The following is a 17,021-nucleotide window of genomic DNA, read 5'->3' as shown; positions in this document are numbered from 1 at the left end:
ATAACTTAGGACTTGCCTACGGTAACCGCATCCGGGGAGAGCGAGGGGAGAACCTAGAGCGGGCGATCTCCTGCTACGAAGCGGCTTTAAAAGTCTATACCCCCAGCGCCTATCCCGAAGATTGGGCAATGACGCAAAATAACTTGGGAGTTGCCTACCGTGACCGCATCCGGGGAGAGCGAGGGAAGAACCTAGAGCGGGCGATCGCCTGCTCCGAAGCGGCTTTAAAAGTCTATACCCCCAGCGCCTATCCCGAACAATGGGCAATGACGCAAAATAACTTGGCGGCTGCCTACCAAACCCGCATCCGGGGAGAGCGAGGGGAGAACCTAGAGCGGGCGATTCGCTGCTACGAAGCCGCTTTAACAGTCTATACCCCCAGCGCCTATCCCGAAAAATGGGCAGGTACGCAAAATAACTTGGCGGCTGCCTACCAGGAACAAGGCCAAGCCGCAGCCGCAATTCTCTGCTACAAAGCCGCCCTCGAAATCCGTACCCCCTCCTCCTTCCCCCTCAACTGCCTCACAACCGGACGCAACCTCGGCAACTTCGCCTACCACCGCCAAGACTGGGAAAACGCTATCCACGGCTACGACAACGCTATCCGCGCCGTGGAACAGAGTCGCGACTGGGCCACCTCCCCCCAGACCAAACAACAACTCCTCGCCGATGCCCTCCCCCTCTATGGGCGGATGATTGAAGCCTGCCTCCACCTGGAACGCTACGAACAAGCCCTGCTCACCGTCGAACGCAGCAAAGCCCGCACCTTCATCGAACTCCTCCACAACGCCAACCGCCTCCCGGAAAACGCCACCCCGGAACAACTGGAACGCTACGACCAACTCAACCGGGAAATCGCCGCCCTGCAATATGCCCTGGACGAGCAACCCCAACCCGACCCCAGGGACTCCCAACCGGGTCAGCGCAGCCTCGACCTGCCAAACCCCGCCCCGCAAACCAACCCCCTCACCGACCTCCTCGCCCAACGCCAAGCCCTCCTCGCGGAAATCAACGACCCCACCTTTAACGAATTTGAAACCGTTAAACCGGAACTCCCGGACTTCAGCCAACTCCTCACCCCCACCAGCGCCATCCTGGAATGGTTCCTCCCCCAAGACCCCAAGCTGGGAGCCTACGCCTTCCTCATCACCCACAGCCACGGCCACACCCACATCCACCCCCACCGCTACAGCCCAGACCAACGCCGCGCCCTGGATGAATTCAACCAAACCTATAACCACGACTACCGCGCCGCCAGTTGGTACGATGCCCTAGAAGCACGCCTCGACCACCTCGCCCAACTCCTCGACCTCCCCCAACTGCTCACCCACTGCCCCAACCCCTGCCATCATCTCATCCTCATCCCCCACCTCTACCTCCACCTCTTCCCCCTCCACGCCCTCACTGTCACCGTCCAACCCGTAGGGGCGCAATGTGCAGGCCCTATCCCGGAGGGCGCAAGCATTGCGCCCCTACAGGATTGTTTTACCCAGGGGGTGCGCTATGCCCCCAGTTGCCAAATCCTTGCCTACCTCCAAAACCGCCCCCGCACCACCCCCACCGCCCCCTTCTTCGCCGTCCAAAACCCCACCCAAGACCTCCACTACGCCGATGTGGAAATTGACCTGATCCGCCCCCGCTTCCTGCCCAACCCCTACATCCTCAAACACCAGGAAGCGAATAAACCCGCCTTTGAGCAACCCGGTACCCGCGCCCAACTCCACAACAGCGAAATAGTCCATTTCGCCTGTCATGGCGGCTTCAACAGCGCCAACCCCCTCAACTCCGCCCTCATCCTCGCCGGAGATAGCCCCGCCCCCCCGGACGATGCGCGCACCCTCACCTTCCGGAATGGTCGCCGCTTCGACACGGAACTCCAGGGCCTCACCGCTGCGGAAATTTACCGCAACCTCAAACTCACCTGCCGCCTAGTCATCCTCTCCGCCTGCGAAACGGGCCGCCTGGATAGCGGCATCACCGATGAATATATCGGCCTCGCCAACGCCCTCCTCTACGCCGGGAGTGGCACCGTGGTGGATACCCTCTGGTCTGTGGATGATTTTGCCACCGCTTTCCTTTCCGTGCGCTTCTATGAAGAACTCACCCCCACCCGCACCATTACCCAAGCCCTCCAATCGGCCACCACCTGGCTGCGTACCCGCACCCCGGCCCAATTCTTAGACTGGTGCAAAGATACCCTAGAATTCTCCCGGGACGATTTAGCCCGTTGTCAACTCAGACTCAACCGCTACGATCGCCAAACTCCTTTTAGCCAGCGTCTCTACTGGTCCGCCTTCCGCGCCAACGGGTTAGAATAGCAACAACCGGCGGGGGATCAATCCCCCGCCTGTAGGGGCGCTTCGCGAAGCGCCCCTACGTCGGTTGAAACCGACTGAAAACACCACGGTATAAGACTTGGAGTCGGTTTTTAACCGACTTGAAGCTCTGAGGCCGCCAATCGTTTTAACCCCCGCCGGTTGTTGCTCATCACAGGCTCATTCTCATCCCGTATCTACCCTTAAAAATCATGCCTCCAGAAGAAATCCAAATTATTGAAGATTTTCTCACCTTTCTTGAGAATGCCCGCACGACTCTCCCGGCGACTAATAGCTTATGGGAACATCTCCCGAGTTTTCTAAGCCAGCTTGAAACCGTGGAAGACAGCCCCTTAATCTTAGCGTTATCTATTCAATCTTGGTGTCAAGAAGTTGAGGTAAATATCGACCCCAAAGCCATGCGCCAACTGCGGGCTAGTATGGTTCAAAAAGGGAAAGTCATTCCTACACCGGCGGAGGGAGAAAAAGCCAGCAAGGTTTACAATAAAGCCTTGATTGCTGAGTCGGTTAACAATGCTATCCCTAAAAAACCAGCATGAGCGATTATCTCTACGCCCCGAGTCTCTATTGGTTTGCCTATCGCTATCGTGAGGGGCTAGTGCTGGCTGAGGCTCAACCCTCCTCAGAGCAAACCCTGGCCGATTTGGATTGGGTGAAACAACATTATGAACAGGTGTTATCGCCCTTTGGCGTTGCGCTCAGTTCAGGGTGGCAAAATGAGGCCAATTCCCGCAATTTTGAACTGCTTAACAATCCAGATCTGGAGGAGGGGCGACAATATGAATATTTCGAGATTCCCGAACAAAAATTAGAGGGATTTGTCTATCCTCAATCCCTCCATGATAGCTATGGGTTGAATCTGAATCTATTCTGCCCAGAACATCCCGGTGAGGATCAATACCGAAGCGAAGACCTTGAGAAACTCAATCCCCAAGGCTGTTTCACTCCGCCTAAAACTCCCCCTTTAGGGTATTTGGGACAGACTTTATTATTAACAGCTTATCTGGATAGACCTCGGCCCTCAGCGGTTCAAGATCTGGAATCCTTAGCCCGCACTTGCTGGCAACAGTTTTTTCAGGTGTCAACGGTTGGTTCTTTCCCCCGGTTGTATCGCACTTATGAACTTTGGGGGGGCTATCTTTATGAGTATGGCAATCCCCGGGATGATTTAACGGTAAATCCATTCGGACATCTGCTGATTTGGTTTTTCTTTGAGGAGGAAACCAGTTTGATTTTACAGCGATGTTATTGGGAGTTGCCGGAGCTTTTATTATATTATCACAAAATTTCCGAGAGTTTCCGACAGAGCCGCTACTCTTATCAAAAAGCTGATGCAATTGTGAGCGAAAATGAGCGATATTTACAGCAATTAAATGAAAATTATCTCCAGAATAAGCAACGAGATACCCTGACTGATGAACAATTAACGGAGTTAAAACTAACCCTGAAAGAGTTGCTGAAAACTGCTTTGTCCTATTCCCAGCAATTGCGGAATCTGGAATATGCTCACAATACGATCGCCATTAATCAAAAAAACTATCTCGCTATCCTGGACCAGATGGAACAATTGGCGCAAACTCCCCTAGAGGCGTTGCGGGTGTTTGGGGAGAAGGAGGCAGTCGCTTTTCAAGACCAAATCACTGCCGATCTCAACTATTTTCGCCACGGATCGGGGTTGCTGGATACGGCGATCGCCTCGATTCGGGGTTTAGTGGAAATTGACCAGGCGGAACGCGATCGCCAACTGCAAACCGCCTTAGCAACCAGTCGAGAAGAGCAAGAAAAATTCAACCAAGGTTTACAAGACCAAATCAACGCGGTGGGGGTCGGGATTGCGGCAGGGGCGATCGTTGCGTCAACTTCTGGGTTAATCACCACCCAACCTTGGCAAATCCCGACTCAGGAGCAATTCTGGTTACCCCCCCATCCGTTTATTCTGGCACTTCTGGGGAGTGCATTGTGTTCTTGGGGTGCATGGAGGTTCGCTACAAAAAAGATTCAAAAAAGGCGAGCTCTTTCTCAGGCAAACTTGACTCCCAAGGGTATTTCAGCCACGGTTATTCCAGAAATTTCCCTGAATCCCGTAGGCGATCGCTTGAGTGTATCTGAGGACAAGAAGGAGTAGGGTGAGCAGGGTTACTTTATGTGAGATTTTTGCGTCCTTATTGTGCGATAAAAAGGGGGCTGACAAGACCAGGTTTTTTACTTCCGGTCCCCTCCCCTTGCCAAGGGGAGGGTTAGGGTGGGGTCCCTCTTGCTGTAGCAAAGCCAAGTCACGAGGAATAAGTGAGTAGAGGGTCATCGTGACATGGCGATCGCCACATTATGAAGAAAAAGGTTTGTATCCGCCTCTATACAAGTGCGATCGCCTCATGGGGGAGCGCGCGTCAATGAGGACCCCACCCTAACCCTCCCCTTGGCAAGGGGAGGGGACCGGAGGTGGCGATCGCCCTAACATGATATCACTCGGAAGTAACGCGATCGGCAGCGAGGTTGAGTTGATAGGAAATTGGTTTGCTGGCATCGCATATCACAATAATTTCATAGTAACCCGATTCAGGTAACACTCCACTCCATGACTTTTGGGAAGAATCTGCTAGGAGTGGATCGCTGGTACTATTGGGCGGATAAAGAGAGATGCGAATCCCTTGATTGGCGTATAAAGATAATCGCAAAATCTGCCCCTTTGAGAGATATGCAGTATAAGCTTTCCCTTCACCAGGACCCAGAGCATCTCTCACTTGATGTCGAAATTGACCTCGGGAAAATTGAATGGTTTCGAGGGTTTTCCCTTGTTGTAAGGCGGTGAGTTGATCGACAACGATCGCGTGCCAAATTTGGCCGACGGGTTGATTAATAAAATCAACCCCTTGCTGTTCAGGAAATTGATGAAAAAATTGAGCATCGGCTAAATCATACAGGGCGCGACTACTTAGCTGTAATCGATTCACCGCCATTGATACCCGATCGCTCTGTTGGTAGTCATAAGTCCCCAAACCCCGGCGCGCTTGGTCGCTTAAAGTCGCCAAATAATCTAACAGTTCAGAGGCCAACTCATCCCAGCGCGATCGCCAGATTTCATCTTCCGGGTCATAACTCAGAACAATCCCCCGTTGGCTAGGATATCGTTCATAAAAGGTTTCATTCACAAGATTCACATAAAACTGATAGGCAATCCCCAACTCCTCTCGGCGATCGCGCAGGACTTCTTTGCGCTTAAATTCCTCCGGGGAATAACGGGCAGAAAATTCTACTAAATCCGGATCAACATCTTCAAATAAATCTGGTTTCTCAGCAAAACCGGGGGGTTGCGTGGGATTATATTTCACCCACTGTCTGCCTCCCCACCAACCGGCACTCCCGGCACCCACGACTAACACCATCACCAATAACAGCGTCCCCCACCAAGGGAGTCGCCCGAGTCGAGACTGCGGAATTCCGGTAACGGCAGCAGTCCCGGTCATTTCCGCCACCGATGCCGGGGAAGGGGATAACGGACCCGAATTGACATTTTTAGCCGTGGAAAGGCTCTCCGGGGGGAGTTCCGTGGGAAAAACCGTCCCGGGTGGGACAGAATTGGGCCGGGTCGGGGGGGCCGGGGGTTGAGATTGAGGCCCTAGAGTTCCTGTGGATTGGACCTGGGCGATCGCCTGTAAAACCTGAGTGGCGCTTTGAAAGCGATCGCCTACCCGAGGGGCCAGCATCTTTTTCAGGACCTGTTGCAAACCTGGTGGCATCTCCCCAAGTCCATCCTTCTCCCAATTCAACTCCTGGGGGTCAAAAAATGGCTGGGGTTCTTCCCCAGTCAACAACACCAACACCGTCACCCCCAGGGCATATAAATCGCTGTGGGGATACACCTGTCCCAACATCATCTGTTCTTCCGGTGCATATCCCACCTTACCCAGACGGGTTGCCACCGGCATGGGAGGATGGGTAACCGGCGAAGTCATCACCTGGGACTCCACCTGGGCCGCCACTTGCTTGACCCCGCCAAAATCAATCAAAACCGGCAACTGGTCCAGAGTCCTGAAAATCAGATTATCCGGAGAAATATCTCGATGAATCACCCGGCGCGAGTGGATGTAATCCAAAACAGGTAAAAGTTGTTGCAGGAACTGCGTCACCTCAGCAACGGTAAATTTCTGCCCTTGCTGACGGCGTTGGGAGAGCAATGTCCGGTAGTTTTGCCCCTCGACATAATCTTGCACCAAAAACAACCGACTGCGACCCTCAACGGGCGATCGGCATAGTTCCCGGAATTTTGGAATCTGCGGGTGTTGGAGTTGGTAGAGAACACCCGCTTCCCTGGCAAAGAGTTCCTCCGCCTTTTGTTGGGCGTAGGTCCCTTGAACCTTGGGGGCAAATTCTTTGAGCACGCACCGTTCGTTAAAGCGGTTAATATCTTCAGTCAGATAAGTGCGTCCGAAGCCCCCGTGACCGAGTTCTCGCACCAGTCGGTAGCGATCGCCCACAATGGTTCCCGCAGAAATGGCTCCTATTGAGATTCCCTCTGGGCCTCGCACCTTTAACGGTTCGCCACAGGACTGGCAAAAGCGACTTCCGGGGAAATTATCATGTCCTTTACTGCAAAAGAGGGGCTTCATCTAGGTTTCGCTCTCCCACAGGGGGTCCGTATTGCTATAACAATTCACCCTTGATTGTACAAAGTGTTTCCTTCTAGAAGCTACCCAGATTCGATTCTTTTTTAGACTTGTCCGTTAATCTTTACTCCATTCCCCTTTATCCTCCGGTAGGGCATTGACAAGAAGGAAGGGATATGCACTGTAAACTCCGGGGGGTGACATTTTGTGCCAGCAGCGTATAGGCGTCGTTGGAGTCTAAGGGTTTGGAGAACAAATACCCCTGTCCAAATTCGCAATTTAGGTTTTGTAACTGTTCCAGTTGGGCGATGGTTTCGATGCCTTCAGAAATGGTTGTCAGATGGGTATGTTGCGCTAAAATCACGATCGCTTCTACAATCGCTAACCCCTTGGGATCTCGGCTCATTTGGTTGATAAAAGAGCGGTCAATTTTCAAGGTATCAATGGGAAACTGATGCAGCCGACTCAGGGAAGAATATCCCGTGCCAAAATCATCGATCGCCAACTGAAATCCCATGACCTTGAGCTGGTTGAGAATCGTCCCTAAAGCCGGAGTTTCCTTTAAGGAAGTTTCCATAATTTCCAGCTTAATCGAGGAGGCATCCACTCCAACTTCTTGCAAAATCCGGTCCACACGCTCCACCATCCCCAATTGTTCTAGCTGCTTCCCGGAAAGATTAATACTCATCGTCAACCTTCGATAATCAGGGAATCGCAATTGCCACTCTCGTAACTGGCAGCAAGCCGCATGAAAAATCCACCAACTCATCGCAGTAATCAGCCCCGTTTGTTCAGCAATGGGAATAAATTCAGCGGGAGAAACCAACCCGCGCTGGGGATGATTCCACCGGACTAATGCCTCAAACCCGACAATTTCCCCATTAATCAGGGAAACAATCGGCTGGTAGTGCAAGCAAAATTCTTCTCGCTCAATAGCAAGGCGTAAATCCTTTTCCACTTGCATAATCGCCAGCGATCGGTCTTGCATTTTGCGATCGAACACCACATAGCGATCGCGCCCTCGACTCTTAGCGTAATACAACGCTTCATCCGCAGCGGCAATGAGTTCATCAGGGCTGGTATCCAGTCGCGGGATTAGAGTAGCAATTCCTTGACTGAGACTGACAATTTCTCGAACCGTCGAGGTCCGATGTTCCAGATTGGCTTCTGCTACCGCCAGCCGAATTTCTTCCGCCACTCGCACCGCCCCGGGTACATCCGTTGCCGGTAACACCACCACAAATTCTTCCCCACCATAGCGGGCCACTAAATCCCCTTGACGTTTCACCACGGAAGCGACGGCCCGGGCAATTTTCTTAAGACATTCATCCCCGGCTTGATGTCCGTAGGTATCGTTATACCGTTTGAAAAAATCTACATCAATCAAAATGACAGAGAGGGGAGATTGCGATCGCATCAATCGCTTCCATTCCTGTGCCAACACCGCATCAAAAATACGCCGATTGGCAATCTGAGTTAATCCGTCTGTAGTCGCTAACTTTTCCAGTTCCGCATTGGCTATTCTCAATTGTCGATACAGCAAGGATTGTTGGATCGCCGCTTCGTGAAGACCTTCATTCGCTTCAGATAACTCCTGAGAGCGGTCTAACAATGCCTGCTGTAACCAGTAGCGATCGGTGATATCATCAATCACCCACAGCCGACCCGGAACATTGCGAATCCGAGTAGCGGTAATGGATATGCTCAACACTTTACGTTCGGGTTGTGTAAAGATCCACTGCCAATTCCGAATCTCCATCGCCGGTTCTTGGAACAGTGTGGCTGCTTGGGCGCAGAGGGCTTCCTGATTATCCGCATTGGCTCGCAGCTTGGCCATTGCGAGGGCGATTTCTAAGGGTTTAACCTCTCCTGGCTGCAAATCCAGGTGTTGCGCTGCACTCGGATTCAACCAACTCTCTTCCCCCCGATCATCGACAAAAATCACCCCCTGGGGAATCGTTTCCAGAATCGCCCCCAGGCGGATGGTTGTCCGTTCCAGTCGCCAGGTTGTGTCTTGAAACTGGAGTAACATTCGCAGTTCCCCACGCAGGGATTCCAGACAGCGCTTCAGGTCCGGAGTGAGGGTAACGTTGCGAGACCAAATCATTAAAATGCCCCCACAGAGGCCCTCTGAACCCTGGAGCACTGTGGGTTGCAAGGGCAAAACGGCTAAAGACCGAGTACCGGCAGCGATTAAACTGCGAATTGCCCCGGGTTGGTGGGGATAGTCCTGATAATACAAGCAGCGATTCAAGGCAACTGCCTCGGCAAACAGTTGAGGAGAGGTGAATTTGTCCGCTAACACCGTCTGAGGCAGACAGACGACTGCCTCAGCGGTGACCTCATCTACTTGTCGCAAGGCGATCGCCGCATCTGCATCCACCAGGGTCATCAGCAAGCTTAGGGTATGATTCAAAACCCTTTCCGGAGTCCCAGCGGCCCGATCGTCACCCAATTGCAGTAACATCGATTGCAGCGCGAATTGCCACTCCACCTGGCGCAAAAATTTCCCCAGTCCTAACCCCAGAAAGGCCACCCCCGCCAAAGCTAGACCATAGCTATAAGCCAATATTCCCTCACCGGGTTGAAGGTCTAACAGGGACACTAACGTGATTCCCATGATTGAGACGGGAACAATCAACACCGGGCGGAAAATTCCCACCATCAAGAGGGTCAAGGCGACGGGCCAGACCGGGGTCCATCGGAGTAGCCATCCCATCAGCAACAGGATCAGAATCGACTCGAAAACCCTGGGTGCAAACCGAGGCAAGCGGTCTGGACGCAGTTGTTCGGGTTGAGAAAACTGAGTCAACTGTGTTAACTGTGTCAACTGTTTCAACCGAGTCAATTGGACAAACATGATGCGATCGCCGTCGATACGGTCTCTGGTGTACTTAAGTGGGGGAAGTGTCCCTCTGACTTGATGGGAATCAGTCTGCTATTGGCGATTTTTTCCGCCAGGTACTCCCCGACTACTCCCGGTACTGCCGGATCATGAGTGGATTGGAGAATCACCGTGGGAACTTGCAACCGCGATAAGTCCCCCCGGTGGTCCGACTGAAAAATCGTTTTGGCAATGCTTAATGCAATATCCGGACGCATCGCTAAGAGGTTTTGGGCAAAACCCAATGCCAGTTCCGGTTGGTCCGGGTTTCCCATCATCAATTCCGCAAACCCACTGGCCCAAGCATGATAATTTGAGGACATCGCCCCATACACGCCATCGAGGTCCGCTTGGTCAAATCCCCCCACATATCCCCCATCGTTCAGATAGCGTGGAGATGGATTTAATAAAATCAGTTGTTTAAAGCGTTTCGGTTCTGATAAGGCCGCCAGTACCCCCACCATCCCACTGACGGAATGACCCACAAAAATACAGTTTTCGAGTTTGAGCTCATGGCACAAATCCAGTAAGTCCTCAGCATAGCTGTGCAAACTGCTGTAGCGACGCGGACTATAGGCGGATAAATCCGAGTTCCCACAGCCGACTAAATCAAATAAGACAATTCGATAATTTGGCTCAAATACCTTGACCTGGTTGCGCCACGCGGTTTGATCCGTTCCAAATCCGTGGGCAAAAATTATCGTTTCACTACCCTGACCCCGCAGATTCACGTTATTTCGAGCAAGGATGCTAGTTGTAAGCAACATATATCTGTTTCCTTCACTGTTCTGACCTTTGAGGGAGTCCTCGTAGATGCACACTTTGCGTTCTCCAAGCCACTCGCCTGGGAAATCAGACTCCTCAACTGACTGCGACGAAATCTCTCTATAAATGATTAAAACAAAATTAAGACCGCTAGAAAGTTAAGATAAATGTATTCCAGACGACTGCATCTACTCCCCACTCCTTAGATAATTTTTCCCTTTTTTTTAGCCCCGATCACGTCTAGAATTGCGAAATAGGGGCAATTTATCAAAGGCCCCTCTATACCATCGGGGAGCGCCCCCCCACCTCGGGCGATCGCCTAAACCAACCGCCTCTAAATATTGACAAAATCTCTAAATCATGATAATGACTTAAAAAAAATTAACCCCCATTATCCCTCCTTCTCCCCCGTTCCCCCTTCCCTGAACTGGGCCTCGTAACGGTCCAAAATCCCACTTTCAATCATCAACCTCGGCCAAACTAATAAGAAAAACCCCATCCAAGCCACCAAAGGGACCGCAACGATCGCCGTTACCCAAAGTTTGTGAAACACCAACCAACTGCCCACAATCAACGTAATCCCCGTTAACAAAATTGACCAAGGCTGACACCACCAGGGTTTATAATTCCAAGGATTCAAAGTCGGTTCTTGTGACATAAAACTCTCAAATAAACAACAAACTCACTTCGTTTTATCATAAATATGGAAATTACCCCCTATCTTCATACCGCCATCTTAGTTTCTGACCTACATCGGTCCGAACAGTTTTATAGTAACGTCCTCGGACTCGAAAAAGTCGATCGCCCCTTTAGCTATGCCGGAATCTGGTATCAAATTGGGCCGGTTCAACTGCATTTAATTGTCGATGAAACCCTCAATTTAGTCCCAGCTAACCGCGAAAAACTCGGTCGCAATCCCCATTTTGCCTTGGGAATCAGCAACTTAGAAGCCGCCAAAGCTCATTTACTCGCCCATAACTGTTTAATTCAAATGAGTGCCTCCGGACGGGCGGCATTATTTACTCAAGACCCCGATGGTAATATCATTGAATTAACTCAGATGTAAGGGAATTCCCCAAAATAAATTATCCCAATTTCGCGATTAAAAACTTCACAAAACTCTTCAGCCTGCGAAGGCAGGCTTCGTCCGTATAGCCCCAGGCTTCAGCCTGCGGGTTGTTGGCATTATGTTTTGGATTTCCCTAAATGAAAATTATTGCCTATTTATATAGTGACCCGCTGTTAGAATCGCCCAGTGATCCAGCAATTTGGGGGTGGGAAGTCGATCGCGTGTATCGAGATTTAGGAACTCGCACCCATCTGCAACAACTCCTGAAGGATTGCCAACAGGAAACCGCCGATTATTTGCTAATTCGGCGCATCGAAGAATTGGGAGACTCCGTTCGAGAAGTCTGCGATCGCATGGCAGAATTAGAAGAACGCCAAATCCAAATTGTCGCCACCGAAAATGCCACCGCCACCCTAGATACCCCCCTCACCCGCAGCGAACTGTTGAAACTACTTTCAGAAATTGAAAGCGTCCAACGTTCCCGCCAAATTCGCAAAGGACACGCTAAAAATCGCCTGCAATCCATTCCCCCACCGGGAAAAGCACCCTTTGGATATCGACGCGGCAAAGACCGCTATGCCCTCGATCGCGCTGCTGCGGCTCTGGTTAAAGACTTTTTTGAACAATTTCTCCTGTATGGCTCTTTGCGCGGTGCCGTGCGCTATTTAGAGCGAAAACACAGCAAAAAAATTTCTGTGACAACCGGGAGGAGATGGTTAACCAATCCCACCTATCGCGGGGATTTAGCGTATAAAAATGGGTTAGTGCTGTCCAATACTCATGTAGCCATTATCTCCCGAGAGGAAGCGGCACAAGTCGATCGCCTCCTGCGCCGGAATCGAAGAATGCCGCCTCGAACTGCCAGCGCCTCCCGTTCTTTAGCGGGTTTAGTCGTCTGTGGGGAATGCCATTGCTCAATGGCGGTTTCCCAAGCAAAGGCGCATCAGGGGAAGCGGGAGTATTTATATTTGCGTCCGACAAACTGTGTCCGACAACCGAAATGTCGGGCGATTCCATACCAAGCAATTTTACAACAGGCGATCGCTCAAGTCTGTCAGGAATTGCCTCGCGCCGTTGCGGGATTAGAAATGGGACAAATTGGCGGAGTTAAACAGCAGATTCAAGAGGCGATCGGCACCAAGCAACAGATTCTCACCCAACTGCCACAACTGCGCCAAGACGGTATCTTAGATCCAGAAACTGCCGATTTGCGCCGTTACAAACTCAGCACAGAAATTTCCGAACTCCAAAGTCAACTCGCACAACTCCCTCCCGTCAACTTGCGCGAAACCGCCCAAGCCGTTTCTCTCCCTCAGTTTTGGCTTGATTTATCCGAAACCGAACGGCGATTCTACTTTCGGGAATTCATTCGCCAAATCGAAATCCACCGCCAAGGCAAAGCATGGCAGTTGAAAATTATCTTTATTTTCTAGCGGTTCAGGTTGGATGAAAGGAGACAAAAAACTGGGTTAAATGAATTAATTTTTCCTAAAAACAACCCGGGTTTCTAACGGTTAGGGAACTCCAAAAAATAAAACCTTCAAAAAACCCGCAGGCTCAAGCCTGGAGCTACACGGACAAAGCCCGCCTGCGCGGGCTAAAAGAGCCTTGTTAGGTGCGATCGCATCAGGGGATTGCAAAATATAAATCCTCCAACCGTTCAACTGAAAGGAAGGTATCTGTAGGGGCGTATTGCATACGCCCTAGGGCGTATGCAATACGCCCCTACATTGAGGGGGCTACTCCGTTGAGGAGTCACTACGAACGAACGTTTTGGAGATTTTATTTTTTGGAGTTCCCTCAAAGCAAGGATGATTTATTTGTTGGAATCCCCTAATACGAGGGTTAAGGAACTAACCAGACTCTCTATAGCCCGCGCAGGCGGGCTTTGTCCGTGTAGCCCCAGGCTTTCCTTACGGAACGCTACGCGAACAGCCTGCGGGTTTTTTGGGTATTTTATTTTTTGGAGTTCCCTTACTCAACCAAGAACCTAAACTTGAACCGCCGGTTTTTCTGACTCCGCCCCCCCTTCAGCTTCCTTGGGTTGAGACACCGGCAGTTCTATCCGAAAGGTACTGCCTTCGTTCGGTTTGGAAGTACAGATAATCTTGCCGTGATGATTTTCTTCAATAATTTTCTTAGAAATCGATAATCCCAATCCCGTTCCGACTCCCATTGCTTTGGTGGTAAAAAATGGCTCGAAAACCCGAGTTTCGATATCTGGCGCAATTCCCGGACCATTATCGGAAATGGTAATCGCAACTCGATTATTTTCTAAGGTTTCCGTTGTAATAATAATTTTTCGTTTTCCCGGTTTTCGTTCCAGCTTTTCTCCCCCATAAGTTGCGGAATTATCGGGTTCTTCCAGGGCGTCTATCGCATTATTAATCAAATTCATGAAAACCTGATTAATCTGATTAATATAACATTCTATTTTAGGAATTTTTCCAAATTCGCAAACCACCTCAATGTTTTGTTTGTAGCGATTATTCAGCAAAACCAAGGTAGCTTCTAACCCTTCTTGTAAATCGGAAACTTTCATGTCCGGTTCATCCAGGCGATAGAAATTCCGCAGGGTCAGGACCAAATCCCGAATCCGTTCTGCACCCACCTTGAGAGAACCCATAATCCGAGGTAAATCTTCCAGAACGTAATCGAGTTCTACTTCTTCTAAGATTTCCTCCACCGCTTCGGCATTGTCTGGGTATCCTTCTTGATACGCTTCTAATACCCTAAATAAATCGTCTACGTGTTCCTCAACGTAGGGTAAGTTGCCATAAATAAAGTTAATAGGATTATTAATTTCATGAGAAATTCCCGAGACCATTTGACCCAGCATCGACATTTTTTCCATTTGCAGCAAATGTTGTTGCAGTCGATGCAGTTCTTGGACACTATCTTGGAGTTGTTGATCTTGATCCGTTAATTGTTGAGTCAGTTGAGCGACTTTTTGCTCCAATTCACGATTTCGGTCTTCCAGTTCTTGAATGCGATCGGTCATTATGGACAGCCCCCTGTCACATCAACACTTCAAATTATATCAATTTTTACCCTCCTATTTTGTTGGCAAGGTAGAGTCAGGGGGAAGGAATCCCGAAGAACGTTTGTCGTAAGCCCTTGACGGGGTTGCCTCTTGAGGAGGACTGAAGTCCCGGAGTCGGGGGAAAGCAGTGGGGAACCGGATTCAGGGTGATACGGAATCCGGTTGTAAAAGGTCTGTAAAAACCCGCAGGCTGAAGCCTGGGGCTATACGGACGAAGCCCGCCTGCGCGGGCTAAAAGCGAAAACAGACTTTTAACAAATGGATTTGGTATGAGGATGGCACCGATGCACCCTCGGTTGGATTCCTAGGGATGGGAGTTGGGGATGCCGACAACGCAAAAAAATAGCGGAGGTTTGACCCTCCGCTCTTTTGTACCGATACCTTTACAGCGATCGCGACGAGTGATCATCCGTGGGATACGATCCTTTGCCCGCATTGCGAACATTCACAATCTTACCCATGAGATCAAACCAAAAACTTGACCCCATCGAAATCGCAATTCCACTGAGTAACCATCCTGCGAATTGCTTGACAAAGGGAACGCGCCACTGGCGATTTTGAATCCGTTGTTCTTTGACGGTGACTTCACTCCATCCAATGGGTAACGAGATATCCTGAAGAGATTTTCTGAGCTCTGCCTTGACTCCCTCTAATTCTCGGGGGTCTCGAATCGGTTGAGCATTGACAATACTCTGAGCATTTTGAGTCACTGTCGCCCGTAAAACCGGGTCTTTTGACAAGCTACTCACAATATAGATGGTATCGGCATTGGCGATCGCCGCGACCAGACATCCGATAATAATCGCAATCCCTCTGGCATTGCGTTTGTACACCCCCGAGGACCGTTCCATCGAGCGATCGAACCAAACTTCGATTTCTTGCTGAAACGTATTGAGCGTATCTTGAGCTCCATCGTTCTTCTGTTGCGCTCGTTTAGCTAAAACTCGTAAACTGTCCTTAAGAGATTCAGGTAATAAATCGATGACTTTCTCTAACTCTTTGAATGCCGATTCAATCCCTTGATAAGCCGGACTATTTTTATCTTCAAAGATTTCCTGAATTTCCAGATAAACTTCTCGATACCGAGGCAGACTCGCCATAATCTCTCTCGGCTCAGGCTTCAAGTTTTTTAACAAAACCTTCTTGCCCGCCTCTCCATAAATGCGGTTGGCGACTGCACTGATTCGCTCCAGCAAAAATTCTGGACTTTCCCCTTCTCCTTCTGCGGCAAAAGCCAGTCGCGAGTTTGCTACAAATAACAGCAACCGTTCTTCCATTAATTCAACGAACATGGCTAACGTAATTTCTTCTTGAGCATATTTCGTCACCAGTTCATCAAAATTTTGCCCGCACTCTCTTAGTTCTTTGTTGAAAATCCCCGTATTAACTTCAGTTATGCTGGCAGATTGACTTAAATTAAAAACCTCTTTTAACTGCTCTTGCTTGAATTTTTCTACCCGAGCAATACTAAGAGCATGAGAGATTTTATCAACCCCCAAGATATCCATAAGAGTCACCGCAAAAAAGTCCGGACGAATGTAAGAAGGTCCTCCTTCATTCTCTCCAAACACATTCTCGGTGTTGGTCATTTTTTGATAAATTTTAAACAATCCAGAACTGATTTTTCTGAATCCTTGGGCTAACGCTCCTTTAGCCTCTTGATTGAGGTCCTTGATTAAGGGGTGAGCATACAGTTCATTGGCAAGAATTCGGGCCTTTCGGCTTTCTTCGCTTTCTTGAGTGCCTCCCATCAGCACTTCAATAGATTTTTTTAAATGTTCGGCTCGCCACTGTAGCAGGGTGGTGATCAGTTCTTGAATTTCCGAGGCGAGTAAACTCAGAATCAAATAAACAAAAATCAGCCCGATCGCCAGGTCTAAAATAAAAGGAATGTTCATGATGAATTATCATTCAGGTAAATGCAGGACTGACTCAACTCGTTTAAAGTTTGTCATCGATTACTATACGGACCGATTCTTAAAAAATCGGGCAAGTTACAAAAATATCAAGAGATTTGATGGGGAGGATGGGGAAGATGGGGAAGATGGGGTCCATGTTCGTAGTAACGACTTCAGTCGTTGCTCTCGTGTTATGGCATCCGCCATAACACGAGCAATCTGAGGGTTCACCGCCTGCGGGGTTGGGAACTGGAGGCAAAGCCTGATATCGGGGCGTGACTTAGGGGATTGCAAAATATAAATCCTCCAAACGTTCAACTGAAAGAAAGGTATCTGTCGGAGTAAATGCTTGCGCCCCAGGGCGTATGCAATACGCCCCTACATTGACGGGGCTACTCCGTTGAGCAGTGACTACGAACGAA

General features: G+C 50.0%; 11 protein-coding genes. 5 read left to right on the top strand and 6 right to left on the bottom strand.

Annotated elements, in window-relative coordinates; translation table 11 throughout:
* From NG833_RS13715 to NG833_RS13705, 3 genes are all read left to right on the top strand, one after another.
* A partial coding sequence (locus NG833_RS13715) for a CHAT domain-containing protein (RefSeq protein ID WP_254565849.1) occupies positions 1 to 2,318 on the top strand: 2,318 nt, incomplete at its 5' end.
* 209 nt (positions 2,319 to 2,527) lie between these two features.
* Complete coding sequence (locus NG833_RS13710) at positions 2,528 to 2,875, top strand: hypothetical protein (protein ID WP_254565848.1); 348 nt, start codon at positions 2,528 to 2,530, stop codon at positions 2,873 to 2,875.
* Positions 2,872 to 4,461, top strand: a complete 1,590-nt coding sequence (locus NG833_RS13705; RefSeq protein ID WP_254565847.1) for a hypothetical protein — start codon at positions 2,872 to 2,874, stop codon at positions 4,459 to 4,461. Before NG833_RS13710 ends, NG833_RS13705 begins: the two co-directional genes overlap by 4 nt.
* Before the next feature lie 337 nt (positions 4,462 to 4,798).
* Here the strand turns inward: NG833_RS13705 and NG833_RS13700 are convergent, their stop codons facing one another.
* The 4 genes from NG833_RS13700 to NG833_RS13685 all read right to left on the bottom strand — a co-directional run bounded on the left by NG833_RS13700 (position 4,799) and on the right by NG833_RS13685 (position 11,247).
* On the bottom strand, positions 4,799 to 6,943 hold the full coding sequence (locus NG833_RS13700; protein WP_254565846.1) for a protein kinase: 2,145 nt from the start codon (positions 6,941 to 6,943) through the stop codon (positions 4,799 to 4,801).
* A 136-nt stretch (positions 6,944 to 7,079) separates the two neighbouring features.
* The gene (locus NG833_RS13695; protein WP_254565845.1) at positions 7,080 to 9,800 is read right to left on the bottom strand and encodes a bifunctional diguanylate cyclase/phosphodiesterase; all 2,721 of its coding nucleotides are present in this window, start codon (positions 9,798 to 9,800) and stop codon (positions 7,080 to 7,082) included.
* Entirely contained in the window at positions 9,785 to 10,591 is an 807-nt protein-coding gene (locus NG833_RS13690) for an alpha/beta fold hydrolase (RefSeq protein WP_254565844.1), read from the bottom strand. Before NG833_RS13690 ends, NG833_RS13695 begins: the two co-directional genes overlap by 16 nt.
* Positions 10,592 to 10,980: 389 nt before the next feature.
* Positions 10,981 to 11,247, bottom strand: coding sequence for a DUF6737 family protein (locus NG833_RS13685; protein ID WP_254565843.1), 267 nt, complete (start codon positions 11,245 to 11,247; stop codon positions 10,981 to 10,983).
* Between the two features lie 45 nt (positions 11,248 to 11,292).
* Here NG833_RS13685 and NG833_RS13680 point away from each other — a divergent pair, with 45 nt between their 5' ends.
* Entirely contained in the window at positions 11,293 to 11,655 is a 363-nt protein-coding gene (locus NG833_RS13680) for a VOC family protein (RefSeq protein ID WP_254565842.1), read from the top strand.
* 140 nt (positions 11,656 to 11,795) lie between these two features.
* Positions 11,796 to 13,091 carry a recombinase family protein gene (locus NG833_RS13675; protein WP_254565841.1) on the top strand — a complete coding sequence of 432 codons (1,296 nt, stop codon included), beginning with the start codon at positions 11,796 to 11,798 and terminating at the stop codon, positions 13,089 to 13,091.
* 557 nt (positions 13,092 to 13,648) lie between these two features.
* On the opposite strand, the gene NG833_RS13670 is transcribed toward NG833_RS13675, so the two are convergent.
* On the bottom strand, positions 13,649 to 14,659 hold the full coding sequence (locus NG833_RS13670; RefSeq protein WP_254565840.1) for a sensor histidine kinase: 1,011 nt from the start codon (positions 14,657 to 14,659) through the stop codon (positions 13,649 to 13,651).
* A gap of 425 nt (positions 14,660 to 15,084) precedes the next feature.
* Positions 15,085 to 16,599, bottom strand: coding sequence for a hypothetical protein (locus NG833_RS13665; protein WP_254565839.1), 1,515 nt, complete (start codon positions 16,597 to 16,599; stop codon positions 15,085 to 15,087).
* Positions 16,600 to 17,021 lie beyond the last annotated feature (422 nt).

This window comes from Oscillatoria sp. HE19RPO (genome assembly GCF_024220515.1).
Lineage (GTDB): Bacteria > Cyanobacteriota > Cyanobacteriia > Cyanobacteriales > Laspinemataceae > Laspinema.
The sequence above is the reverse complement of the archived record's forward strand: the minus strand, read 5'-3'. Positions and strand labels throughout refer to the sequence as shown.